Source organism: Psychroserpens luteus (assembly GCF_015319355.1).
Classification (GTDB): domain Bacteria; phylum Bacteroidota; class Bacteroidia; order Flavobacteriales; family Flavobacteriaceae; genus Psychroserpens; species Psychroserpens luteus.
On record NZ_JADILU010000002.1, the window covers coordinates 432,461 to 457,799 of the forward strand.

At 32.1% G+C, this 25,339-nt stretch carries 23 protein-coding genes; 22 read left to right on the forward strand and 1 reads right to left on the reverse strand.

What is annotated here, in order from left to right; all coding sequences use genetic code 11:
* Positions 1-90: 90 nt before the first annotated feature.
* Positions 91-1,644 (reverse strand): T9SS response regulator signal transducer PorX, encoded by a 1,554-nt coding sequence (gene porX / locus IM744_RS05505; protein WP_194507104.1) that lies wholly within the window; start codon positions 1,642-1,644, stop codon positions 91-93.
* Positions 1,645-1,702: 58 nt separating this feature from the next.
* Here porX and IM744_RS05510 point away from each other — a divergent pair, with 58 nt between their 5' ends.
* The 22 genes from IM744_RS05510 (at position 1,703) to hisF (ending at position 25,339) form a co-directional block, all read left to right on the forward strand.
* Complete coding sequence (locus tag IM744_RS05510; protein WP_194507105.1) at positions 1,703-2,926, forward strand: HD domain-containing protein; 1,224 nt, start codon at positions 1,703-1,705, stop codon at positions 2,924-2,926.
* A gap of 191 nt (positions 2,927-3,117) precedes the next feature.
* Positions 3,118-4,146, forward strand: coding sequence for a UDP-3-O-(3-hydroxymyristoyl)glucosamine N-acyltransferase (gene lpxD, locus IM744_RS05515; RefSeq protein WP_194507106.1), 1,029 nt, complete (start codon positions 3,118-3,120; stop codon positions 4,144-4,146).
* A complete protein-coding gene (locus IM744_RS05520) occupies positions 4,133-5,539 on the forward strand; it encodes a bifunctional UDP-3-O-[3-hydroxymyristoyl] N-acetylglucosamine deacetylase/3-hydroxyacyl-ACP dehydratase (protein WP_194507107.1) in 1,407 nt (468 codons plus the stop codon). Before lpxD ends, IM744_RS05520 begins: the two co-directional genes overlap by 14 nt.
* Before the next feature lie 173 nt (positions 5,540-5,712).
* On the forward strand, positions 5,713-6,498 hold the full coding sequence (lpxA, locus tag IM744_RS05525; RefSeq protein WP_194507108.1) for an acyl-ACP--UDP-N-acetylglucosamine O-acyltransferase: 786 nt from the start codon (positions 5,713-5,715) through the stop codon (positions 6,496-6,498).
* Between the two features lie 90 nt (positions 6,499-6,588).
* The gene (efp, locus tag IM744_RS05530; RefSeq protein WP_194507109.1) at positions 6,589-7,155 is read left to right on the forward strand and encodes an elongation factor P; all 567 of its coding nucleotides are present in this window, start codon (positions 6,589-6,591) and stop codon (positions 7,153-7,155) included.
* Positions 7,156-8,091, forward strand: a complete 936-nt coding sequence (locus IM744_RS05535) for a UDP-3-O-(3-hydroxymyristoyl)glucosamine N-acyltransferase (protein ID WP_194507110.1) — start codon at positions 7,156-7,158, stop codon at positions 8,089-8,091.
* On the forward strand, positions 8,092-8,496 hold the full coding sequence (locus tag IM744_RS05540; RefSeq protein ID WP_194507111.1) for a nuclear transport factor 2 family protein: 405 nt from the start codon (positions 8,092-8,094) through the stop codon (positions 8,494-8,496).
* Between the two features lie 156 nt (positions 8,497-8,652).
* Positions 8,653-9,528: a succinate--CoA ligase subunit alpha gene (gene sucD, locus IM744_RS05545; protein ID WP_194507112.1), complete on the forward strand. Its 876-nt coding sequence runs from the start codon at positions 8,653-8,655 to the stop codon at positions 9,526-9,528.
* Between the two features lie 118 nt (positions 9,529-9,646).
* Entirely contained in the window at positions 9,647-12,619 is a 2,973-nt protein-coding gene (locus tag IM744_RS05550) for a M16 family metallopeptidase (RefSeq protein ID WP_194507113.1), read from the forward strand.
* Between the two features lie 387 nt (positions 12,620-13,006).
* On the forward strand, positions 13,007-13,753 hold the full coding sequence (gene fabG, locus IM744_RS05555; protein ID WP_194507114.1) for a 3-oxoacyl-[acyl-carrier-protein] reductase: 747 nt from the start codon (positions 13,007-13,009) through the stop codon (positions 13,751-13,753).
* Between the two features lie 46 nt (positions 13,754-13,799).
* Positions 13,800-14,249 (forward strand): hypothetical protein, encoded by a 450-nt coding sequence (locus IM744_RS05560; protein WP_194507115.1) that lies wholly within the window; start codon positions 13,800-13,802, stop codon positions 14,247-14,249.
* Positions 14,250-14,261: 12 nt separating this feature from the next.
* Positions 14,262-14,615 (forward strand): bleomycin resistance protein, encoded by a 354-nt coding sequence (locus IM744_RS05565; RefSeq protein ID WP_194507116.1) that lies wholly within the window; start codon positions 14,262-14,264, stop codon positions 14,613-14,615.
* A gap of 31 nt (positions 14,616-14,646) precedes the next feature.
* Positions 14,647-16,680: a VWA domain-containing protein gene (locus tag IM744_RS05570; protein WP_194507117.1), complete on the forward strand. Its 2,034-nt coding sequence runs from the start codon at positions 14,647-14,649 to the stop codon at positions 16,678-16,680.
* An 11-nt stretch (positions 16,681-16,691) separates the two neighbouring features.
* On the forward strand, positions 16,692-17,507 hold the full coding sequence (locus IM744_RS05575) for a prohibitin family protein (protein WP_194507118.1): 816 nt from the start codon (positions 16,692-16,694) through the stop codon (positions 17,505-17,507).
* 7 nt (positions 17,508-17,514) lie between these two features.
* On the forward strand, positions 17,515-18,057 hold the full coding sequence (locus IM744_RS05580) for a hypothetical protein (protein ID WP_194507119.1): 543 nt from the start codon (positions 17,515-17,517) through the stop codon (positions 18,055-18,057).
* 278 nt (positions 18,058-18,335) lie between these two features.
* Positions 18,336-19,193, forward strand: a complete 858-nt coding sequence (gene hisG, locus IM744_RS05585; RefSeq protein ID WP_194507120.1) for an ATP phosphoribosyltransferase — start codon at positions 18,336-18,338, stop codon at positions 19,191-19,193.
* A gap of 107 nt (positions 19,194-19,300) precedes the next feature.
* Positions 19,301-20,584, forward strand: coding sequence for a histidinol dehydrogenase (gene hisD, locus IM744_RS05590; protein ID WP_194507121.1), 1,284 nt, complete (start codon positions 19,301-19,303; stop codon positions 20,582-20,584).
* 78 nt (positions 20,585-20,662) lie between these two features.
* Complete coding sequence (gene hisC / locus IM744_RS05595) at positions 20,663-21,709, forward strand: histidinol-phosphate transaminase (RefSeq protein WP_194507122.1); 1,047 nt, start codon at positions 20,663-20,665, stop codon at positions 21,707-21,709.
* 88 nt (positions 21,710-21,797) lie between these two features.
* A complete protein-coding gene (hisB, locus tag IM744_RS05600; protein WP_194507123.1) occupies positions 21,798-22,931 on the forward strand; it encodes a bifunctional histidinol-phosphatase/imidazoleglycerol-phosphate dehydratase HisB in 1,134 nt (377 codons plus the stop codon).
* Between the two features lie 117 nt (positions 22,932-23,048).
* Entirely contained in the window at positions 23,049-23,630 is a 582-nt protein-coding gene (hisH, locus tag IM744_RS05605; RefSeq protein ID WP_194507124.1) for an imidazole glycerol phosphate synthase subunit HisH, read from the forward strand.
* A gap of 233 nt (positions 23,631-23,863) precedes the next feature.
* Complete coding sequence (hisA, locus tag IM744_RS05610; protein ID WP_194507385.1) at positions 23,864-24,580, forward strand: 1-(5-phosphoribosyl)-5-[(5-phosphoribosylamino)methylideneamino]imidazole-4-carboxamide isomerase; 717 nt, start codon at positions 23,864-23,866, stop codon at positions 24,578-24,580.
* Between the two features lie 3 nt (positions 24,581-24,583).
* On the forward strand, positions 24,584-25,339 hold the full coding sequence (gene hisF, locus IM744_RS05615) for an imidazole glycerol phosphate synthase subunit HisF (RefSeq protein ID WP_194507125.1): 756 nt from the start codon (positions 24,584-24,586) through the stop codon (positions 25,337-25,339).

The following is a 25,339-nucleotide window of genomic DNA, read 5'->3' on the forward strand; positions in this document are numbered from 1 at the left end:
TCGGTTTTATTTGCATTACATGGATTGTAAACTTTTGAGTGTTAACTATAAAATATTATGTTCTCATGTTTCCGAAGAAAAAATAAATTTCTATTTAGGATTCATTACCACAAAAGGAATAATCATTTCTTCTAAAGAAACTCCACCATGTTGATACGTATTTCTATAGTAACCTACGTAATGATTGTAATTATTTGGATACGCTAAGAAGTAATCACTCTTTGCGAATATAAAAGAACTACTCATTGTAAGTGCTGGTAAATGAATGGATTTAGGGTCTTTGGCTACCATAACCTCTCGATCCTCATAAGTTAAGCTACGTCCAGTTTTATAACGCAAATTCAAACTCGTATCACGATCTCCAATTACTTTAGAAGGATTTTTAACATTTATAGTGCCATGGTCTGTAGTAAGAATTAATTTAAACCCTAAATTTTGAGCTTGCTGAATCATCTCTAATAAAGGGGAATTCTTGAACCAACTCACTGTAAGAGAACGGTATGCTTTATCATTAGAGGCTAATTCTTTAACGACATCCATTTCGGTTTTAGAATGTGAGAGCATGTCAACAAAATTGTAAACGATGACAGAAAGGTCATTATCCTTAAGTGTTTTAAAGTTTTCAACGAGTTTCTTTCCAGCTCTTAAATTTGTAATTTTATGATATGAGGTTTTTAGATTTTGTAATCCTAATCGTTTTAGTTGACCTTGTAAAAACTCATTTTCAAACAAGTTTTTTCCACCTTCATCGGTATCATTTTTCCATAATTTAGGATGTAGTCTTTCCATATCTAAAGGCGTTAACCCAGAGAATATTGCATTTCTAGCATATTGAGTCGCTGTTGGGAGAATACTATAAAATGGTTCTTCAGATACTTTTTTATAGTAATTATTAACGATAGGCTCAAAGGCTTTCCATTGATCATAACGTAAATTGTCTATCACAATAAATAGCGTAGGTTGATCTGTACTCAACTCTGGCACTACTTTTTCTTTAAAAAGATTATGTGATAGAATTGGAGCATCAGAATTATGATCAAACCAATCTTCATAATTTTTTTCAATAAACTTTCCAAATTGAAGATTAGCCTCATTTTTTTGTGATTCTAAAATCTCTGTCATGCCAACATCTTCAATATCTTCAAGTTGTAACTCCCAATAAACTAGTTTTTGGTACAAGTCGCTCCATTCTTCAAACGTATTGACCATAGCCATATCCATCGCTATTTTTCTAAACTCTTGTTGATAGTTTGAGGTTGTTTTTTCTGAAATGAGCCTCGAATGATCTAAGTTCTTTTTTAAACTCAATAAAATCTGGTTTGGGTTTACAGGCTTAATCAAATAATCGGCAATTTTATTACCAATAGCTTCTTCCATGATATATTCTTCCTCACTTTTAGTAATCATAACTACGGGAAGATTAGCACGACGCTCTTTAATTTCATTCAAGGTTTCTAAACCTGTAAGTCCAGGCATATTCTCATCTAAAAACACAATATCAAAGTTGGTATCATCAATAATCTCAATGGCTTCTGTACCACTTTGACAAGTTGTAACTTTATATTGCTTTTGTTCTAAAAAGATAATATGTGGTTTTAAAAGATCGATTTCATCGTCAACCCAAAGAATATTTATAGTGTTCATGTATATTTGTTTATAATATTAATATGATACCATTGTATATGGTATAAAATTTTTCAGTTTGAAGACAAGTAACAAACTTAAAATCTTTAACGACCCAATTTACGGATTTATTACTATTCCTAATTCGGATATTTTTGATTTAATTGAACATAAATATTTCCAAAGACTAAGACGAATCTCTCAAATGGGATTATCTTACTTGGTATATCCTGGAGCAAACCATACACGATTTCATCATGCAATAGGTTGCATGTATTTAATGCAAAAAGCGGTGAATGTACTTTGTTTTAAGGGTGTTGAAATTTCTGAAGAAGAAGAAAGAGCACTTTATATTGCCATTTTGTTGCACGATATTGGTCATGGACCATTTTCTCATGCAATGGAGCATAGCATTGTAAATGGAATTTCTCATGAAGAAATCTCTATGCGTTTTATGCAAAAGCTCAATGAAGAATTTAACGGAAGTTTAACGCTAGCCATCCAAATTTTTGAAGGTAAATATGATAGACCGTTTTTATGTGAGCTTATTTCTAGTCAGTTTGATATGGATAGAGCAGATTATCTCAAACGCGATAGCTTTTATACAGGTGTTGCCGAAGGAAATGTAAATAGCGAACGTTTAATCACCATGCTCAATGTTGTAGATGATCGTTTGGTTGTTGAAGAGAAGGGAATTTATAGTGTTGAAAAATTTTTAGTAGCCAGACGTTTTATGTACTGGCAGGTCTATCTTCATAAAACAGGTTTGGTGGCTGAGCAATTATTGACACGTGTTTTGAAACGAGCTAAAGAATTGACAATTCAAGGTGTTGAGTTAAGAGCAAGTGATGCGTTATCTTTTTTTCTTCGGAATGAAATCACAAGCAAAAATTTTGATGATGACACATTAGAAATTTTTTCTAGATTAGATGATACTGATATTGTATCTGCAATGAAAGATTGGCAATACCATGATGATTTTGTTTTAAAAAATCTGTGCAGCATGATTATTAATAGAGATTTATTAAAGGTCAAGATTAAAAATAAACCTATTAAACGATCAACTTTAGATAAGCATATATCAAAACTTGTTGCTAAATATCATATTTCTAAAAAAGATGCTGAATACTTCGTTTTTAGTAATGAGATTTCAAATTTGGCATATCAATCTAAAACTCAAAAAATAAAAATATTGCAAAAATCTGGTAAAGTGGTTGATATTACAAAAGCATCAGATCAATTTAATATCAAAGCGTTGTCTAAGGCGGTAACTAAATATTATATCTGTTATCCGAAGGAATAATATCCAGTCGGAGTCACGGTTTTTAGTTTGCAATGTCTTGAAGTTTAAAATTCCCGAAGGTATGAAAAACTAATGTATGCAATAGATTGTTCTCTGTTTTGGTCTATATTTTAAATGAGTAAAATTGACAACCTACCTTTTAAACACAAACAACAGTAAATAATTTCTACATTTTTCCTATTTTTGCGAGAATGAACTTTACAGCACAACAAATAGCTGGAATTTTAGAAGGTGATATCGTAGGTAATCCTGAGGTAGAAGTTTCTAAACTTTCAAAAATTGAAGAAGGTATAGAAGGCTCTTTAACCTTTTTAGCAAACCCTAAGTATAATTCATACATATATTCTACTAAAGCATCAATTACAATAGTTAATAAAACATTTGAACCAGAATATGATATTTCAACAACCCTTATAAAGGTGGATGATGCGTATCAATCATTTTCAAAACTTTTAGAATATTACAACCAAGTGAAGATGAATAAAAATGGTATTGAACAACCGTCGTTTATTTCTGAAACTGTTAAATTAGGAAATGATATTTATATAGGCGCTTTTAGCTATGTTGGTGAAAATGTGACTTTAGGTAACAATGTGAAAGTGTATCCAAATAGTTATATTGGTGACAATGTCACCATTGGAGATCATACGATTGTATTTTCTGGTGCTAAGATTTATTCTGAAAGCATTATAGGAAATCACTGTGTTATCAACTCAGGTGTTATTATTGGAGCAGATGGTTTTGGTTTTGTACCAGATAAAAATGGAGAGTATAGTAAAATGCCACAAATAGGTAATGTTATTATAGAAGACCATGTAGATGTTGGTGCAGCAACGACAATTGATAGAGCTACATTAGGTTCTACTATAATAAGAAGAGGTGTGAAATTGGATAATCAAATCCAAATAGCACACAATGTTGAGATTGGAAAGAACACAGTGATAGCAGCTCAAACAGGAATTGCTGGATCTGCCAAAATTGGTGAAAATTGCTTAATAGGTGGTCAAGTAGGAATTGCTGGGCATATAACTATAGGTAATAATGTAAGAGTTCAAGCACAATCTGGTATTGGAAGACATGTAAAGGATAATGAAATATTACAAGGATCTCCATCATTTGCATTTAGTGATTGGAACAAATCCTATGTGCATTTTAAAAACCTACCTAAGATTGTTAAAACCATTAATGATTTAGAAAAAAAAATAGATGGCAATAATTAAAACAGACATTAAGCAAAAAACGATAGAGAATAAAATTTCTCTTAAAGGCGTTGGTTTACATACAGGAAAAGAAGTAACCATTACTTTTTGTCCTGCACCAGTAAACAATGGTTTTTCTTTTAAAAGAGTAGATCTAGAAGGTTCTCCTGTGATTGCAGCAGATGCAAATTATGTGACCAATACACAAAGAGGGACTTGTTTAGAAAGAAATGGTGTGACCATTCAAACCTCAGAGCATGTATTAGCTGCTTTAGTGGGATTAGATGTTGATAATGCTATCTTAGAACTCAATGCAGCAGAGCCTCCAATTATGGATGGATCATCAAAGTTTTTTGTTGAAGCTATTGAAAAAGCAGGAATTGTTGAGCAAGACGATTTTAGAGAAGAATATGTTGTGACAGATGTTGTATCGTATACTGATGAAGAATCAGGAAGTGAGATTATCGTTATGCCTTCTAAAGAATACCAGGTGACTACCATGGTTGACTTTGGGACAAAAGTTCTTGGCACTCAAAATGCGACATTAAATCGTATGTCTGACTTTAAGGAGGATATTTCAGATTCTAGAACCTTTAGTTTTTTACATGAATTAGAAATGTTATTAGAACACGGTCTTATTAAAGGAGGTGATTTAAATAACGCTATTGTGTATGTTGATAAGGAACTATCTCCAGAAACTATGGAGAAATTAAAAGTAGCATTCAATAAAGAATCCATAGCAATTAAACCAAATGGGATTTTAGATAATTTAACCCTTCACCATCCTAATGAAGCAGCAAGACATAAGCTTTTAGATGTTATTGGAGATTTAGCTTTAGTTGGTACACGCATTAGAGGTAAAGTAATTGCTAATAAACCTGGGCATTACATCAATACTCAGTTTGCTAAGAAATTATCAAAAATCATAAAAAATGAACGTCGTAATAACGTGCCACAAATAGATTTGAATCAAGAGCCTTTAATGGATGTGATGCAAATTATGGAGATGTTGCCACATAGACAACCATTTTTATTATTAGATAAGGTTTTTGAGTTATCAGATTCTCATGTGATTGGGATGAAAAATGTGACCATGAACGAAGAGTTCTTTAAAGGTCATTTCCCTGGAGCACCTGTAATGCCAGGCGTTTTAATTGTAGAAGCCATGGCTCAAACTGGAGGTATACTTGTATTAAGTACAGTACCAGATCCTGAGAATTACTTAACCTTCTTTATGAAGATTGATAAAGTGAAATTCAAGAAAAAAGTAGTGCCTGGAGATACACTTATATTTAAGTGTGATTTAATTACACCAATACGTCGTGGTATTTGTCACATGCAAGGTTATGCCTACGCTAACGGACAATTATGTGCAGAGGCAGAATTAATGGCACAGATTTCTAAAGTTAAATAAATAATATTTAACGTATTTTTATCGAATCAATAAAAATTTAGGGATGAATTATAATTCATTATAAAAATAAAGTAATATCAGATAAATTGAACTCGCTTGGACGAGATAGTAATAAAACTATCAAAATTCTTAGCGCACACATTTTGCGATAGAGAAAAAATAATAACGAAAAAATGAACCAACCTTTAGCATACGTACATCCAGGAGCAAAAATTGCTAAGAATGTAGTTATAGAACCATTTACAACTATTTACAGCAATGTTACTATTGGAGAAGGAACGTGGATAGGAAGTAATGTGACTATAATGGAAGGTGCAAGAATAGGAAAGAATTGTAATATTTTTCCAGGTTCTGTAATTTCTGCTGTACCACAAGATTTAAAATATGATGATGAAGATACACTTACAGTAATAGGAGATAATGTTACTATAAGAGAGTGTGTTACAATCAACAGAGGTACAACAGATAAAATGAAAACCGTCATTGGTAATAATTGTCTAATTATGGCATATTGCCATATTGCGCATGATTGCGTTGTTGGTAATAATTGTATCTTTTCAAATAATAGTACCCTTGCTGGACATATTACCGTAGGAGACTATGTGGTTTTGGCAGGAATGACTGCTGTACATCAATTTGTTTCTATAGGAAATCATGCCTTCGTAACAGGTGGATCTTTAGTTAGAAAAGATGTGCCACCTTATGTAAAAGCTGGTCGTGAGCCATTATCTTATGTAGGTATTAACTCTGTAGGTCTACGTCGTAGAGGGTTTACAACAGAAAAAATTAGAGAAATTCAAGATATATACAGAATGTTATATCAAAAGAATTATAATAATACACAGGCTTCAGAATTAATAGAGGCAGAAATGGAGGCAACTCCAGAGCGTGATGAGATTCTTCAGTTTATTAAGAATTCGCATCGCGGAATTATGAAAGGATATTTCAAATCAAATTAATTTTTTTCTTCGGAAAAGATAACACACAATAGTAGTGCGTTTGAGTAAACAACTCAACAATGCACATTAAAACAACTTAATAATAAAAAAATGGCAAGTACTTCAGATATAAGAAACGGATTATGTATCAAATACAATAATGATATTTATAAAATCATTGAATTCTTACATGTGAAACCTGGTAAAGGTCCTGCATTTGTTAGAACAAAAATGAAAAGTGTTACAAACGGTAAAGTATTAGATAATACATTTTCAGCTGGACATAAAATTGAAGATATACGTGTAGAAACACACAAGTTTCAGTTTTTATATCATGATGGTGAGTTTTATCATTTTATGAACGAAGCCGATTATACTCAAATTCGTTTGTTAGAAACTGCTTTAGACAGAGCAGATTTAATGAAAGAAGGAGAAATCGTTACCATTCAAATCAATACAGAAGACAACATGCCATTATCTGTTGATATGCCAGCAACAGTTGTTTTAGAAGTTACAGCTACAGAACCTGGTATCAAAGGTAATACAGCTACAAATGCTACAAAACCTGCAACTGTAGAAACAGGAGCAGAAGTTAATGTCCCTTTATTTATTAATGAAGGAGACAAAATAAAAATAGAAACAGAAAAAGGAACTTATAAAGAACGCGTAAAAGAATAAATGAAGTTTCCAAAACTGCATACACTCAAGGAAATCGCCAATCTTATTTCTTCGGAATATATTGGAGCAGATGACTTTCCGGTTTTAGGAATGAATGAAATTCATGTTGTAGAAACTGGAGACATCGTTTTTGTAGATCATCCAAAATATTATGATAAAGCATTAGAAAGTGCTGCTACTATTGTTTTAATTAATAAAAAAGTAGATTGCCCAGAAGGAAAAGCACTCTTAATTAGTGATGATCCTTTTAGAGACTTTAATAGCTTAATACTTCATTTTAAACCGTTTCAATCATCAAATTCTGCGATTTCTCCAACTGCGAAAATCGGAAAAAACACAACTATACAGCCTAATTGTTTTGTTGGTAATAATGTCACTATTGGTGATAATTGCATTATTCATTCTAATGTTAGTATTTATGATGATACGATTATTGGAGATAATGTGACGATTCATGCAGGTGCAATATTAGGTGCAAGTGCATTTTATTATAAAAACAGACCAGAAGGTTATGATCAATTAAAATCTGGTGGACGTGTTATTATTGAAAACAATGTAGACATAGGTGCACTTTGTACGATTGATAGAGGTGTTACGGGAGATACTACCATTGGAGAAGGCTCTAAATTAGATAATCAAATTCAAATTGGACATGATACTTTAATTGGTAAAAAATGTTTAATAGCTTCACAAACTGGTATTGCTGGATGTGTTGTCGTTGAAGATGAAGTTACAATTTGGGGACAAGTAGGAGTGAAAAGTGGTATTACGATTGCAAAAGGCACAGTTATCTATGCACAATCTGGCTTAGGACATTCTACAAAACCAAACGGAACTTATTTTGGGTCACCTGCAATTGAAGCACGAGAAAAATTTAAGGAAATGGCTTACCTTAGAAAGATTCCTGAAATATTAAAAAAATTAAAAACGAAATAAATGTCTGCAAAACAAATTGCCAAAGCGTTTTACGATTTAGACTTAGCAAAAGATGAAAATAGCATAGATTATTTTCATAAAGATTGTGAGTTGAACTGGCATAGTAGTAAAGGGTATTCGAAATTAGATTTTCAAGGCTTAAAAAATAGGCTTGAAGGTATAAAAGAATCTTTTCATTCATTTAAATACAGATTAAGTCATCTTTTAGAAGATGATAATACAGTTACAGCGAGATATACAATTTATGTAACATCAATTGAACGACCAGAAAAGGAAGATGCTTTAGCACATTTCATCTCTATCTGGGAAGTAAAAGATGATAAATTGTTTAAAGGATATGAGGTGAGTCAGTTAGCAGATAACAGTTCAGATAGCTTAAACTCATATGCTGAAATTAAAGTTTAAAAAAGGTTTAATAATCATAAGCAATATCTTATTTTTGTGACTCAGTTCAGAAATAGTCATCTGAATACACAAAAACTTAAAATCAAAATTATAAATAGCCTGTAATTTTTAAAACGGTACATTTCCGAAGAAATAAAGGCAATAAAACAAAAACAAATGAGCGTTTTAGTTAATAAAGATTCAAAAATAATTGTTCAAGGATTTACTGGTAGTGAAGGTACATTTCACGCTGGTCAGATGATTGAGTATGGAACAAATGTTGTAGGTGGTGTGACTCCAGGAAAAGGTGGTCAGACACACTTAGATAGACCAGTTTTTAATACGGTTGCAGAAGCTGTAAAAGAAGTTGGAGCAGATACAACGATTATCTTTGTTCCGCCTGCATTTGCTGCAGACGCAATTATGGAAGCTGCAGAAGCAGGTATCAAAGTGATTATTACAATTACTGAAGGTATTCCTGTAGCAGATATGATTAAAGCTTCAACGTATATTAAAGATAGAGATTGTAGATTAATTGGTCCTAACTGTCCAGGAGTTATTACTCCAGGTGAAGCTAAAGTTGGTATTATGCCAGGTTTTGTTTTCAAAAAAGGTAGTGTTGGTATTGTATCAAAATCTGGTACATTAACTTATGAAGCTGCAGATCAAGTTGTAAAACAAGGATTAGGAATTACAACTGCTATTGGTATTGGAGGAGATCCTATTATTGGAACAACGACTAAAGAAGCTGTTGAGTTATTAATCAATGATCCAGAAACTGAAGCTGTGGTTATGATTGGTGAAATTGGTGGTCAGTTAGAAGCAGATGCTGCAAACTGGTATAAAGCTAGTGGAAGTAAAAAACCAGTTATTGGTTTTATAGCTGGAGAAACTGCACCTGCAGGACGTACAATGGGTCACGCTGGAGCAATTGTAGGAGGTAGTGATGATACTGCTCAAGCAAAAAAGAAGATTATGAGAGCTTGTGGAATTCACGTTGTTGATTCTCCTGCTGAAATTGGAAAAAAAGTAGCAGAAGTGATGAATAGATAAGAATCTTCTTGTTAAAATAAATATAAAACTTATTCGTTATAAATCCGTTGACAGTAACTTGTCAACGGATTTTTTTTTATAAAAGATTTCAATTAACAATCAATCTAATTCAATTTAAATGAAACACATTAAACTAATCATGATGTTTTGTATTGTCGCTTTGGCTTACAATTGCAAAACAGAAAACAAAAACAAAGATTTGGCTTATGCAGTTGAATCAACAAAAGATGCTAATGGTTTTTCTTATGAAGCAGTATCTAATGACCCAACTGGTTTACGTTTGTACACCTTAGATAACGGACTAAAAGTCTATCTAAGCAAAAACGTAGAAGAACCAAAAATTCAAACTTACATTGCTGTAAGAGCAGGTTCTAATTATGATCCTAAAGAATCTACAGGTTTAGCACATTACTTAGAACACATGGTGTTTAAAGGTACAGATCAAGTTGGTACTGCAGACTGGGAAAAAGAAAAAACTTATTTAGATCAAATTTCAGATCTATATGAGCAACATAGAGCAGAGACTGATCCTGCAAAAAAGTTAGAATTATACAAAAAGATAGATGAAGTGTCTCTTGAAGCTTCAAATTATAGTATCGCGAATGAGTACGATAAAATGATTGGATCTTTAGGTGCTACAGGAACTAATGCTTACACATGGTTTGAGCAAACAGTGTACACAAATAAAATACCAGCAAACGAATTAGATAAATGGTTATACGTAGAAGGAGAGCGTTTTAGTCAATTGGTATTGCGTTTATTTCATACAGAATTAGAAGCAGTTTTTGAAGAATTTAATAGAGGTCAAGATAGTGATGGACGTAAGCAATATGCTGCGATGCTTGAAGGTTTGTTTCCTAATCACCCTTATGGTCAACAATCAACAATTGGTATTGCAGATCATTTAAAAAACCCTTCAATGGTTGATATTCATAATTATTTCGATAAGTATTATGTGCCAAATAACATGGCAATGGTATTGGTAGGTGATATAGATTTTGATGAGACGATTAAATCTGTTAATGATGTCTTCGGAAAATTTGAAAAGAAAGAAGTCGTTCACCCAACATTACCAAGAGAAAAACCAATTACAGCTCCAGTTGTAAAAGAAGTTTTTGGACCAACTTCCGAAAGTATTTCAATAGCCTTTAGAACAGAAGGTGCAGGTACACAACAAGAGAAATTAATCACTATGGCAGATATGATTCTTGCTAATGGTAATGCAGGTCTTATCGATTTAAACTTAAATCAAAAGCAATTGGTACAATATGCTGGTTGTAGTCCACAAATCTTAAAAGAATATGGATATCACTCATTTAATGGTGCACCAAAAGAGGGGCAATCTTTAGATGAAGTTAAATTGTTACTACTTGCTCAAATTGAAAAATTAAAAAAAGGTGAGTTTGATGAATGGATGATGAATGCTGTTATTAACGATTTAAAATTAAATCAAACAAGACAGTATGAAAACAACTCTGCATTAGCAGATATCTATGTTAATGCTTTTATTAAGGATGAAAATTGGAAAAATAAAGTCCAGTTTCTCGATGATTTAAAGAAAATCTCTAAGCAGGAATTGGTAGATTTTGCTAACTCTTTTTATAAAGATAATTATGTCGTGACTTATAAAAGACAAGGTGAAGACAATTCTATTGTAAAAGTTCAAAATCCAGGAATTACACCTGTGAATGTGAATAGAGAAATGAGTTCTCCATTTTTAGTGAATTTCAATAAAATGGAATCTAAACCATTACAACCAAAGTTCATTGATTATAAAGAAGAAATCAAAGAAACTAAATTGGATAACGGTATTAAAGTTGCTCACATCAATAATGAAAACAATGATTTATTTGATATGAATATCATTTTTGATATGGGAAGTGATAACGATAAAAAGTTAGGACTTGCTGCTGGATACTTGGAGTATTTGGGTACTGATAAGTATTCTGCTGAAGAATTGAAAAAAGAATTCTACAAATTAGGTGTTAACTATTATGTAAGTGCAGGAGCAGAAACAACGTATGTTGGATTAAGCGGATTGAAAGAAAACTTACCAAAAGGATTAGAACTTCTAGAACACCTTTGGAACAATGCTGTGCCAGATCAAGAAGCCTACAATAAATATGTGGAGTCTATCACTAAAGGAAGAGTAGATGGTAAATCTCAAAAAGGAAACATCCTTTGGAATGGATTAATGAATTACGGTAAATATGGTGATAACTCACGTTTGAGAAATATTTTTCAGACAAAAGAACTTAATGCTATGGATCCTGCTCAATTAGTAGATATCGTAAAAGGTATGAAAGATTTTGAGCAACGTATTTTTTACTACGGAAAAGATATCGATGCAGCTGTAACAGCTTTAAATATGAGTCATAAAGTTTCCGAAGAATTGAAAACCTATCCAGAAGCAATGGCCTATTTAGAGAAAGAAACTGGTGGAAATGTATACTTCGTTGATTTTGATATGGTACAATCTGAAATGTTATTCTTAGCAAAAGGAGATCCTTTCAATGCAGATAATATGGCAGCTTCAACATTATTCAACACGTATTTTGGTAGCGGATTATCGTCAATCGTGTTCCAGGAAATTAGAGAATCTAAATCTTTAGCATACTCTGCATTTTCTAGTTATAGCACTGCAAGTAAAAAAGATGATAACAATTACGTGATGGCTTATATGGGAACTCAAGCTAACAAAATGCCACAAGCAGTTGATGCTATGATGGAGTTGATGACCAATATGCCAGAAGCAGAAGAGCAATTTAATGCAGCAAAAGAGGCGACATTGAAAAAGCTAGCTGCACAACGTATTACAAAATCTAGTGTGTTTTGGAATTACGAGCGACTTAAAAAATTAGGAATCGATAATGATAATAGAGAAGACATGTATAATACCATAAAAGATATGACTATGGCAGATTTACGTGATTTCTTTAACAAAAATATCAAAGGAGAAAACTATAATGTAATGGTGATTGGTAACAAAAAAGATATCGATTTCAAAGCATTAGAAAAGTTAGGTAAGCTGCAAGAAATGGATATTGATTATCTATTTAATTACGAGCAACCAGAAGATATTAAGATGTAATTTTTCTTCGGAAATATTAAAACTCACACAATTAGTTAGATGAAATTATTGTAAAAGAAAATGATGTATTTTTTATTTGAATGAAATTGAAAAATAAAGCATAGCCTGAGTTAAGGTTTCTTTTTAAATTGAAATAGAAATGAAAAAGGTGCGTTTTATTGCAGAAATTTCATTTAATAAATTGTATAAAAAGCAGTTGCATTCATTTGTAACTGCTTTTTTTGTTCAATTTTTTTACTGTAAAAAAATAAATGTATCACCATGAATAGATTGAAGAAAACTTTGAATCCAAGCATTGAATTTATTTCAGGGATTTTAAGATGTTTTTATATATTCTAAAACTTGTATTTCCTATATTTGAATACCAACTATTTTAATTAAATACATATGAAATTACTAGAAGGAAAAACAGCAATCATAACTGGCGCAAGTCGAGGAATAGGAAAAGGAATTGCAGAAGTTTTTGCACAACATGGAGCCAATGTGGCTTTTACATATAGCGCTTCAGTAGAAGCAGCAAATGAATTAGAAAAAGAATTAAATGCTTTAGGTGTTAAAGCAAAAGGGTATCAAAGTAACGCAGCTAATTTTGACGAATCTCAAAAACTAGCAGAAGACGTTTTAGCAGAATTTGGAAGCATTGATATTCTAGTCAATAATGCAGGAATCACAAAAGATAATCTCCTCATGAGAATGGGAGAAGCAGATTTTGATAAAGTGATTGAAGTCAACTTAAAATCGGTTTTTAATATGACTAAAGCTGTCATGCGACCAATGTTGAAACAACGTAAAGGATCAATAATTAATATGAGTTCTGTGGTTGGTGTAAAAGGTAACGCAGGACAAACAAATTACGCAGCATCAAAAGCTGGTATAATTGGGTTTTCTAAGTCTGTAGCTTTAGAGTTAGGATCAAGAAACATTAGAAGCAACGTGATTGCACCAGGCTTTATTGAAACCGAAATGACAGCCAAATTAGATGAAGAAACCGTTAAAGGATGGAGAAATGCAATTCCATTAAAACGTGGTGGAACTCCAGAAGATATCGCAAACGCTTGTGTGTTTTTAGCAAGTGATATGAGTGCTTATATCACAGGACAAACATTGAATGTTGATGGTGGAATGTTGACTTAATAGGATTAATCAAATGATCGTATAATTAATATAATATTCATTTTGCATGAAATTAAATCAAACAATTGTTTTTATCAGTTTATTGCTCTTAACTTCCTGTGGCTTAAAACCTATAACTTCTGAATATGCATTTGTAAAAACTGACTTTGAAAAGATTGAACTTGAGAAGTTAGGAAATGGAAACATTCTAATTTATAATGGAGCGAATGTATTTCATAAAATAGATAATACAGCAAGACTTAACGTTTGGATTGATGACAAACCATTAGGTCAAATTAAACCAAATGAATACGTCATTATTAATATGAAAAATGGTAAATATACATTTAAAGTACTTCATAAAGATGTTGTTAATATGCGAAGTGAACACGTTGTAGATATTAATGAACAAACCAAAATAATTAAAATTAAACCGAATATAACATCAAATAAATTAGAAGTGACTAACGAATTGCCTGAGAATTTTGGAAAATTTAGTTATGCTGAAAAAAGCTAGTAAAAATTAACAATGCTAACATCAATAAACCCAAAACTCCCAATGCGTAATAAGGCAATTACTAAAGCCTATTACTATAATTTAGGTTTTGAACAATTGGGAGACAAAGAGTACGATGGTTATCTAATGATTCAAAAAGATGATATTCAAATTCACTTTTTTGAATTTAAAGAGCTTGACCCAAAAGAGAATTATGGTCAGGTTTATATTAGAACAGACGATGTAGATGAAATTTATAAATTTTGTTTGGAGAAAAATATAAAAATTCACCTAAATGGTTCTTTAGAAATCAAACCTTGGGAAGTAAAAGAATTTGCTTTGTTAGATCCAGATAATAATTTGTTAACTTTTGGGCAAACAATATGAATCACAAAAATTAAAGAAAATAAAAAACTAATTGCAAACTCAAACGATAACATTCATCATATTAGCAGGAATCATAGCGCTACTACTAGCGCTTTTTCAGTATGCTTATAAAGCAAAACTAAAAGGAAAGCGTGCTTGGATTTTGACAGCCTTGCGTTTTGTGAGCTATTTTTCGATTTTTGTATTGCTCATCAATCCTAAGTTTGATAAGGTCACGTATTATAATGAAAAACCTAATTTGGTGGTTGCTATTGATAATTCAGAATCTATAAGTTATTTAAATCAGTCGCAAAATACTTCAGAGTTTATCAAGTCTTTAAAAGCTAACGAAGAATTAAACGAGAATTTTAATTTGGAGTTTTACCGCTTCGGAAATGAAGTCATTTCAACAGATTCGTTGTCATTTGATGAAAAACAGTCAAATCTCGCTTTAGTTTTTGAACGTTTATCTGAAGTGTATAACAACTCAATCTCTCCAACGCTTATCATTTCCGACGGAAATCAAACCTACGGAAACGATTACGCTTACATGAATAAACGTTACAAGCAATCTATATTTCCTGTTATTTTGGGAGACACGACAACGTATACAGATATTAAGGTTCAGCAATTAAATGTCAATCGTTATGCGTATTTAAAAAATAAATTTCCAGTAGAAGTTATAGCCACTTATAATGGAAATGCGACGGTTAATACGCAGTTGCGAGTTTCCGCAGGAAATTCAACTGTATTTTCAAAACCATTAACCTTTAGTAAAACGCAAACCTCACAAATAGTCAACTTTACATTACCAGCAAATAGAGTGGGTGTGACAAGTTATAGAGCACAAGTGGTGCCTTTAGATAACGAGAAAAACACGGTTAATAATGTCAAGAATTTTGCTGTTGAAGTGATTGACCAAAAAACGAAAGTTGCCATAGTGTCTAATATCCTACATCCAGATTTAGGAGCGCTCAAAAAATCAATAGAAAGTAATGAGCAACGCAATGCAGATATTTTAACAACCCAGGAGTTTTTAAATAAATCAAATGATTATCAATTGGTGATTGTATATCAACCAACCAATAATTTTAGAACATTGTTCAATGAGATTGACAAGTTAAAACTCAATAAAATTGTGATCACTGGTACGAAAACAAATTGGGCATTATTAAATAAATTACAAAGCAATTATAAACAAGAACTGACTAATCAAGACGAAGAGTATCAACCAAGTCTAAATCAAAACTATGGGACTTTTACAGTTGATAATTTGAATTTTGGAGAATTCCCGCCTTTAAAAGGAGAGTTTGGCGAAACCTCATTTACAGTACCTTTTGAAACCATACTCTATAAAACCATCAACGGAACTCAAATTGATGAACCTTTATTTGCCACATTTGAAATCAATGATAGAAGAGAAGCATTAGTATTAGGAGAAGGGTTGTGGAGATGGAGAGCTCAAGCTTATTTAAATGAAAACTCGTTTAATGCGTTTGATAATTTCATGGGTAAATTAGTGCAATACTTGAGTACTAATAAACGTAGAACACGTTTGAACGTTAACTATGAATCATTTTATAACGGTAATGACAATGTGAGAATCACATCACAGTTTTTTAATAAAAATTATGAGTTTGAGGATAATGCTAATTTGAATATTACATTAAAAAATAAAGAGACAGATGATGTGAAATCATTTCCATTTGTTCTGAAAAACACAAGTTACGAAGTAGATTTAAGCGGATTAGAAGCTGGAGATTACTCATTCACAGTAAAAGTAAATAATGAGAATATCTCAAAATCTGGTGAGTTAAAAATATTAGATTATAATGTGGAGCAACAATTCTTAAATGCGAATGTCACTAAACTTCGAACTTTAGCGACTAATAGCGAAGGAACTTCTTATTTTATTGATAATACAAGCGCTCTTGCAAATGACTTGATTAATGATTCTAGGTTTGCAACAATTCAAAAGAGCACTAAAAAAGTCGTACCTTTGATTGACTGGAAATATCTTCTAGGACTCATCGCATTAAGTCTAGCTGCTGAGTGGTTCATAAGAAAATATAACGGACTTATTTAAAAAATTAAACTATGGAAAAATTACCTAAAAGTGCTGTAATTACACTTGTCGTTATTGTAGGAGTATTAATATTATTATTCAAATCAGCAGTTACAATTGATTCTGGTCATGCTGGAGTAGTTCACGAAACACTTGGTGAAGGAGTAGATCCAGAAAAAGAAGCACTAGGACCAGGTTTTCATATAATTGCACCTTGGAATCGTGTGATTGATTATGAAACACGTCAACAGGAAATGCCTGAAAAAATGTCTGTTTTATCATCTAATGGATTGGATATAAAACTGGACGCTTCGGTATTGTATGAGCCTGATTTCAGTAACTTGGGTAGATTACACAATCAAAAAGGAGTTGAATACAAAAGTAGAGTTTTACAGCCAGCTATAAGAAGTGCAGCTCGTAGTGTTGTTGGACGTTACACTCCAGAACAATTATATTCTAGTAAACGTGATGCTATTCAAGATGAAATTTTAGAAGAAACAAAAAAGATTGTAGAGCCACAATTCATTCAGATTAATGATATTTTAATTAGAGATGTCACTTTACCTTCAACAATTAAAGAAGCTATTGAGCGTAAATTAAAGCAAGAGCAAGAATCTTTAGAATATGAGTTTAGATTAGTAACAGCTGCAAAAGAAGCAGAAAAAGTAATTATTGAAGCTGAAGGTAAAGCAGAATCTAACAGAATATTAAGTGCGTCATTAACAGATAAAATTTTGCAAGATAAAGGTATCGATGCCACTATGAAACTTGCTGAATCTCCTAATAGTAAAGTGATTGTTATTGGATCTGGAGATTCTGGATTGCCAATTATTTTAGGGAACCAATAAGATCAAAGTGAGAGTTTTAATTATTATAGTATTATTTAGTTTTTGTGGTTTTGCTCAAAATCAAAATCAATTGCATTATCTGGATGTAGTTGAGGCATACTATAATAAAGAATCTGTCAAACCGCTTTATATTTATGATGCTGTAGATGGAAACATCATTGATACTCTATTTAATATAGAATCTAAAAACGCGTATTATAAAATTGCAATAATTGAAAGTCAATATGGTTGGTTTAAGATTAAGAATCTACAAAGATTACCAGAGTCTTATAAAAACTATGATTACGAAAATCACTGGGTTAAATCATCAAATTTTTTAATTCACGTAGATAATTATGATGAAAAGCGTGTCGTTTATTTATATGATTTGCCTTCAAAAAAGTCAAACAGAATACATAAACTAGATGATTTTCAAATAACAAATGTTATTGAAATAAGTGATCGTTGGGCGAAAGTAAAATTTAAAGTAGGTAAGAAAACAATAGAAGGATGGCTTGATTTTAAAGACCAATGTGCTTATCCTTGGACAACATGTCCAAAATATGATTAATCAATAATTTAGATTACAAATATTAATAATTTCATAAATCATGTTCAAGAATTTGGAATTATGAATTATAATTTGCAATCTTTGTGTATATAAAAACAACAATGACCTTTATTCAATCTCATCATCATCATTTTCATACTGGCCTTCAAGCGAGCTGAAAATGTATTGAATAAATTCAAAACATATTTAAAACCCGTTTGAGCTAATCAAACGGGTTTTTTAATTCCCAATATTAGCTCAGATATAAACAAAAGATTCTCGCTTTCTCGAGATTTATTATGAGTAAATTAAAAATAGCAGTACAAAAATCAGGACGTCTTAATGAAGACTCTATGAAAATCCTCAAAGACATTGGGATTTCTATAGACAACGGTAAAGACCAGTTAAAAGCCTCAGCAAAGAATTTTCCGTTAGAAGTTTTTTATCTTAGAAATGGAGACATTCCTCAATATTTAAAAGATGGTGTTGTAGATGCAGCAATCATTGGAGAAAATGTTTTAATTGAAAAAGGAAACCATATTTCGGTTGTAGAAAAATTAGGATTCTCGTCTTGCAAAGTCTCAATTGCAGTTCCAAAATCTGCCAAGTATAATGGGATTAAGGATTTAGAAGGTAAGCGTATCGCGACATCGTATCCAAACACAGTTAATCAATTTTTGGAGAAAAATAACGTTAAAGCAAACTTACATATCATCAACGGTTCTGTTGAAATTGCTCCAAATATTGGATTGGCAGATGCCATTGTTGATATTGTATCTAGTGGAAGCACACTATTTAAAAACGGACTTAAAGAGGTTGAAGTGTTATTAAAATCTGAAGCTGTATTAGCAGTTTCTCCATTAATTTCTTCGGAAAATCAACAAACCTTAAACAAGTTGCAGTTTAGATTGCAATCTGTTTTACGAGGAAGACAAAGCAAATATGTATTACTAAATGCACCAAATGATAAATTAGAAACAATCATAAATATTTTACCGGGAATGAACAGTCCAACCATTCTACCTTTAGCAAAAGAGGGATGGAGTTCGCTACATTCGGTAATTAATAAAAATGAATTCTGGGAAGTTATTGATGAACTTAAGCAAAATGGTGCTGAAGGTATTTTAGTTTGCCCAATTGAAAATATGGTGCTCTAAAATTCCTTCGAGGGAAGGAATCTCATGGCTGTTTTAAGCAAAGCTGCAAATGAGAACAAAGCATAAATACATAAGAGTAAGTACAATTAGTGAAATCGGTGTAAAAAATGAAAACAATAATAAATCCAAATAAAAAAGATTGGTCAGAACTTCTCAAACGACCTACACAAACCGTTGAGAATATTGAGAATACTGTAACCGAAATTTTTAATGACGTTCAAAGACGAGGAGATAAAGCAATCACTAAGTATACTGAGCTTTTTGATGGTGTCAATTTAAATGAAATACAAGTGTCGCCAGCAGAAATTGAAAAAGCATCAAGTTTAGTTCCTGAAGAATTAAAAGAAGCGATTCAAACAGCTAAAGCCAATATAGAAACATTTCACGCAGCTCAAAAAACGGAACGTGTTTCTGTACAAACCTCAAAAGGTATTGATTGCTGGCAGGAGAAACGTCCTATTCAAAAAATAGGATTGTACATTCCTGGAGGAACAGCACCTTTGTTTTCTACAGTTTTAATGTTGGCAGTTCCTGCTAATATTGCAGGTTGTAAAGAAATCGTATTGTGTTCTCCTCCAAATAAAGAGGGAAAAATAGCTAACGAAATTTTGTATGCTGCGCAGTTATGTGGTGTGACTAAAGTTTTCAAAGTAGGAGGTATTCAAGCTATTGCAGGTTTAACTTTTGGTACAGATGCAATTCCGCAGGTTTATAAAATTTTCGGACCAGGAAATCAATACGTAACTGTTGCAAAACAATTAGCTACAAAATATGGAGTTGCTATTGATATGCCAGCTGGCCCAAGTGAATTGTTGGTTGTTGCAGATGATACAGCAAATGCGAGTTATGTAGCTTCAGATTTGTTGAGCCAAGCAGAACATGGTGCAGATAGCCAAGTGATTTTAGTGTCAACATCAAAATTGTTGTTAGATAAAGTGCAGAGTGAGATACAAAAACAGATCTTAAATCTACCTAGAATGGAAATGACTCAAAAAGCAATTGACAATTCTAAATTGATTTATGTTGAGAATGATGACATTGCGTTAGAGCTCATTAATGAATATGCACCAGAGCATTTTATAATTTGCACTAAAAATGAAGATTTTTATGTTGACAATATAGCAAATGCTGGATCTGTGTTTATTGGGAACTACACTCCAGAAAGCGCTGGAGATTATGCTTCTGGAACCAATCATACACTACCAACTAATGGATTTAGTAAAGCGTATTCTGGAGTTAATTTGGATAGTTTTACAAAGAGTATCACATTTCAGAAGATAACAAAAGAAGGGATTCTAAATATTGGAAATACCATTGAATTAATGGCAGAAGCAGAAGGTTTACAAGCGCACAAGAATGCAGTGACTTTGAGGCTGAACGATTTGAAATAGAAACGTCATGCTGAACTTGTTTCAGCATCACAAACGAATATCTTAATGAGACACTGAAATAAATTCAGTGTGACGACAATGAAAACAAAATTCAACATAAACAATCTCATTCGAGAAAACATCAAAACCTTAAAACCATATTCATCTGCAAGAGATGAATACAAAGAGGTCACAGAGGATATGGTGTTTCTAGATGCTAATGAAAACCCGTTTCAAAATGGAGTAAATCGTTATCCTGATCCGCAACAGAATAAAGTAAAAACTCAGTTATCAAAACTAAAAGGTATTTCTACGGAAAATATCTTACTAGGAAACGGAAGCGATGAAGTATTAGATTTAATTTTTAGAGCATTTTGCGAACCTAATCAAGATAAGATTATCACATTGCCACCAACTTATGGGATGTATGGTGTTTTAGCAAATATTAATGCGGTAGAAAATATTGAAATAACATTGGAATATGATTTTCAACCTAATGTTGATGAAATTTTAAGAGCAGCACACACCAATGCCAAACTGTTGTTTTTGTGCTCACCAAACAATCCCACAGCAAATAGTTTTGAAGCGTACAATATTGAGAAGCTAATTAAAAATTTCAACGGACTTGTAATCATAGACGAAGCCTATATTGATTTTTCAAAAGAGAAATCTTGGATTGCTAGATTAGAAGAGTTTCCCAATATAATAGTGACACAAACACTATCAAAAGCTTATGGTATGGCAGGAATTCGTTTGGGAGTTTGTTATGCTTCCGCAGAAATTATTTCAGTTTTAAACCGAATTAAACCACCTTATAACGTTAATGAATTAACGCAATTAAAGGCTTTAGAGCGATTGTCTAATCCGCAAGATGTTTCCGAAGAAATAAATAAAATTTTGCAACAACGTGATTGGCTCATTTCAGAATTAAAAAATATTAAGTTTGTTACTATTGTTCATCCGTCAGATGCTAACTTTATTTTAGTTGAAGTAGATGATGCTAATAAACGGTATTCAGAATTGATTAACAAAGGCATTGTTGTACGAAATAGAACAACGCAACCTTTGTGTGAAAACTGCTTGCGATTTACAGTAGGTTCACAAATTGAAAACATAAAACTAATTACAGCTTTAAAAGCACTATAAAAGACTACGTCATTCTGAACTTGTTTCAGAATCACACAAATAATGAGATGCTGAAATAAATTCAGCATGACAATAAACTTTAACCACCATGAAAAGAGTATTATTCATTGACAGAGACGGAACCATCATAAAAGAACCAGCAGATGAACAAATTGATTCGTTTGAAAAATTAGACTTTTATCCAAAAGTATTTACATACTTAAGTAAAATAGCTAAAGAATTAGATTTTGAAATTGTTATGATTACTAATCAAGATGGTTTAGGTACAGATGTTTATCCAGAAAATACATTTTGGCCAGTGCATAACTTTGTGCTAAAAACCTTCGAAGCAGAAGGTGTGGTTTTTAAAGAACAGTTTATAGATAGAACTTTCGCAAAAGACAATGCGCCAACTCGAAAGCCAAATACAGGATTATTGACTAAATATTTTTCTTCGGAATATGATTTAGCAAACTCCTTCGTTATTGGAGATCGATTAACAGATATTGAACTGGCAAAAAACTTAGGCTCAAAAGGGGTTTTTATAAACGATAACACCAATTTAGGAACTGATGAAATTACAGTAAAACGTGAAGCACTTGATGATTTTATAGCTTTAGAAAGCAATGATTGGGAAGCTATTTACAAGTTTTTAAAAACAGATGCTAGAACAGGAACTATTGAAAGAAATACAAACGAAACAAAAATCAAAATAGATTTAAACCTCGACGGAACTGGTAAAAGCAACATCGATACAGGAATTGCTTTTTTTGATCACATGTTAGATCAAATTGCTCGTCATGGGCAATTAGATTTAAATCTCAAAGTAGATGGAGATTTAGAAGTTGATGAACATCACACTATTGAAGATACAGCAATTGCTTTGGGAGAATTATTCGCAACGACATTAGGAGATAAATTAGGAATTGAGCGTTACGGATTCTCATTGCCAATGGATGATTGCTTTGCGCAAGCTGCAATTGATTTTGGTGGAAGGAACTGGCTCGTTTGGGAAGCAGATTTTAAACGCGAAATGATTGGTAAAATGCCAACCGAAATGTTTTATCACTTTTTCAAATCATTTACAGATGGTGCAAAATGCAATCTTAATATAAAAGCAGAAGGCACAAATGAGCATCATAAAATTGAAGCGATTTTTAAAGCTTTTGCAAAAGCCATTAAAATGGCTGTAAAAAGAGATGTTGAGAAAATGATATTACCAAGTACAAAGGGCATGTTATAAAATTATTTGTCATCCAGGAGGAGTTCCGACAATTGTCGGATAACCGAAGAATCTATAGCTTAAACTAAGATTCTTCGCTTTGCTCTTAATGACAAAGTCAAAAAAGAATAGACTTTAATGAAATTAGTAATTATAGATTATGGAGCAGGAAATATTAAAAGCATTCAATTTGCTTTTAAACGCTTAGGTATAGATGCTATACTTTCAAATGATCCTGAAGTGATTTTATCTGCTGAGCGTGTTATTTTTCCTGGAGTTGGAGAAGCAAGTTCTGCAATGAAAATGCTTGAGAAAAGTGGATTGGATAAACTCATAGCTGAGTTAAAACAACCTGTTTTGGGTATTTGTTTAGGGATGCAATTGATGTGTAATTCTAGTGAAGAAGGCAATACAAATGGTTTGGGAATTTTTGATGTTGATGTGAAGCGATTTTCTAATGCTGTTAAAGTGCCACATATGGGATGGAATACTGTGAATGGGTTAAAATCTAACTTATTTAAAAACATAAAAGAAGATGCTTTCATGTACCTTGTGCATAGTTTTTATGCGGAAATGTGCCAAGAAGCAATAGCATCAACTTATTATGAATTAGAATATGCTTCTGCATTACTAAAAGATAATTTTTATGGTGTCCAGTTTCACCCTGAAAAAAGTGGAGAAATAGGAGAGCAACTTTTGAAGAATTTTTTAGAATTATAGACTAGAATTTTTTTGCCATATGAGTTAACAGAAGAAAGATTAGTATTGTGGCAGGTAATAGAATTAAATCATAATAATTTTCAAACTCTGTGGCTAACCAGTTAGCCACAACAATGCTAATTAAAAAGCGAAAGAACCAATTTTTGATTATACCCATAATATTCAAATATAATGGTATAGACTTTAAAGTATAATATTAATTAAAAGAGATTCCCAATCCGTGGGAAATGAATATGAGAATAATACCAGCAATAGATATCATCGATGGAAAATGTGTGAGACTTACAAAAGGAGATTATAATACTAAAAAAGTATATAATGAAAATCCATTGGAAGTTGCAAAAGAGTTTGAAGGTGCAGGAATTAAATATCTACATCTTGTAGATCTTGATGGCGCTAAAGCTCAACATGTAGTTAATTACAAGGTTTTAGAACAAATTACATCTAAAACGAGATTAAAAATTGATTTTGGTGGTGGTTTAAAAACAAATGAAGATTTACATATCGCTTTTAATTCTGGAGCAAAACAAATCACAGGAGGAAGCATTGCAGTAAAGAATCCTGAAATGTTTGAAGGTTGGATTAATAAATATGGTGGTGTGAAAATTATTCTTGGTGCAGATTGTAACAATGAAAAAATAGCTGTTAGCGGTTGGCAAGAAGAAAGTAATATAGAAGTGATTCCTTTTATAAAAGGATATGAGGAGAAAGGGATTAAATATGTGATTTGTACAGATATTGCCAAAGATGGTATGTTAGAAGGACCTTCTTTTGATTTGTATAAGCGTATTTTAAATAAATCAAAAGATATTAGATTAATAGCATCTGGAGGTGTAACGTCTATAGATGATATAAATCGTCTTGAGGATTTAGGTTGTGAAGCTGCAATCATTGGTAAAGCACTTTATGAAGGACATATTAAATTAAAGGACTTAGAAGCACACTTTTAAATTATGCTTACAAAAAGAATTATTCCTTGTTTAGACATCAAAAACGGAAGAACTGTTAAAGGTGTAAATTTTGTTGACTTACGTGATGCTGGTGACCCAGTAGAACTAGCAAAACAATATGCAAAGTTAGGAGCAGACGAATTGGTGTTTTTAGATATTTCTGCAACATTAGAAGGTCGTAAAACAATGCACGATATGGTTTTGAAAGTGGCAGAGCATGTTAATATTCCGTTTACAGTTGGTGGTGGAATTTCATCCATTCAAGATGTAGATGATTTATTACATTGTGGAGCAGATAAGATTTCAATCAACTCAAGTGCAGTAAAGCGACCAGATTTAGTAAATGAATTGTCAAATAAATTTGGGAGTCAGTGTGTGGTTGTTGCTATAGATGCAAAACAAATAGGAGATGAGTGGATTGTTCATTTAGCAGGAGGTACAATCCCAACCAAATTAAATTTATTTGATTGGGCAAAAGAAGTCGAGCAAAGAGGAGCTGGAGAGATTTTATTTACATCTATGAATAACGACGGAACAAAAGCAGGTTTTGCCAATGATGCTTTAGCTAAACTTTCAGAAAGTGTAAATATTCCAATCATTGCTTCTGGAGGAGCAGGAACTGTTCAGCATTTTGTAGATACATTTAAAGTTGGAAAAGCGGATGCTGCTTTAGCTGCTAGTGTGTTTCATTTTGGAGAGATTGAGATTTTGGATTTGAAAAAAGAATTAAAAGAGAATAGTATAGAGGTTAGATTATAA

Bases quoted from the DNA above. Each gene is read 5' to 3' on its own strand.
- sucD (WP_194507112.1), top strand. From the start codon at position 8,653: ATGAGCGTTTTAGTTAATAAAGATTCAAAAATAATTGTTCAAGGATTT.
- lpxD (WP_194507106.1), top strand. From the start codon at position 3,118: ATGAACTTTACAGCACAACAAATAGCTGGAATTTTAGAAGGTGATATC.
- hisG (WP_194507120.1), top strand. From the start codon at position 18,336: ATGAGTAAATTAAAAATAGCAGTACAAAAATCAGGACGTCTTAATGAA.
- hisD (WP_194507121.1), top strand. From the start codon at position 19,301: ATGAAAACAATAATAAATCCAAATAAAAAAGATTGGTCAGAACTTCTC.
- efp (WP_194507109.1), top strand. From the start codon at position 6,589: ATGGCAAGTACTTCAGATATAAGAAACGGATTATGTATCAAATACAAT.
- IM744_RS05535 (WP_194507110.1), top strand. From the start codon at position 7,156: ATGAAGTTTCCAAAACTGCATACACTCAAGGAAATCGCCAATCTTATT.
- IM744_RS05575 (WP_194507118.1), top strand. From the start codon at position 16,692: ATGGAAAAATTACCTAAAAGTGCTGTAATTACACTTGTCGTTATTGTA.
- porX (WP_194507104.1), bottom strand. From the start codon at position 1,644: ATGAACACTATAAATATTCTTTGGGTTGACGATGAAATCGATCTTTTA.
- IM744_RS05550 (WP_194507113.1), top strand. From the start codon at position 9,647: ATGAAACACATTAAACTAATCATGATGTTTTGTATTGTCGCTTTGGCT.
- fabG (WP_194507114.1), top strand. From the start codon at position 13,007: ATGAAATTACTAGAAGGAAAAACAGCAATCATAACTGGCGCAAGTCGA.
- IM744_RS05560 (WP_194507115.1), top strand. From the start codon at position 13,800: ATGAAATTAAATCAAACAATTGTTTTTATCAGTTTATTGCTCTTAACT.
- hisB (WP_194507123.1), top strand. From the start codon at position 21,798: ATGAAAAGAGTATTATTCATTGACAGAGACGGAACCATCATAAAAGAA.
- hisF (WP_194507125.1), top strand. From the start codon at position 24,584: ATGCTTACAAAAAGAATTATTCCTTGTTTAGACATCAAAAACGGAAGA.
- IM744_RS05520 (WP_194507107.1), top strand. From the start codon at position 4,133: ATGGCAATAATTAAAACAGACATTAAGCAAAAAACGATAGAGAATAAA.
- lpxA (WP_194507108.1), top strand. From the start codon at position 5,713: ATGAACCAACCTTTAGCATACGTACATCCAGGAGCAAAAATTGCTAAG.
- IM744_RS05565 (WP_194507116.1), top strand. From the start codon at position 14,262: ATGCTAACATCAATAAACCCAAAACTCCCAATGCGTAATAAGGCAATT.
- IM744_RS05540 (WP_194507111.1), top strand. From the start codon at position 8,092: ATGTCTGCAAAACAAATTGCCAAAGCGTTTTACGATTTAGACTTAGCA.
- hisH (WP_194507124.1), top strand. From the start codon at position 23,049: ATGAAATTAGTAATTATAGATTATGGAGCAGGAAATATTAAAAGCATT.
- hisC (WP_194507122.1), top strand. From the start codon at position 20,663: ATGAAAACAAAATTCAACATAAACAATCTCATTCGAGAAAACATCAAA.
- hisA (WP_194507385.1), top strand. From the start codon at position 23,864: ATGAGAATAATACCAGCAATAGATATCATCGATGGAAAATGTGTGAGA.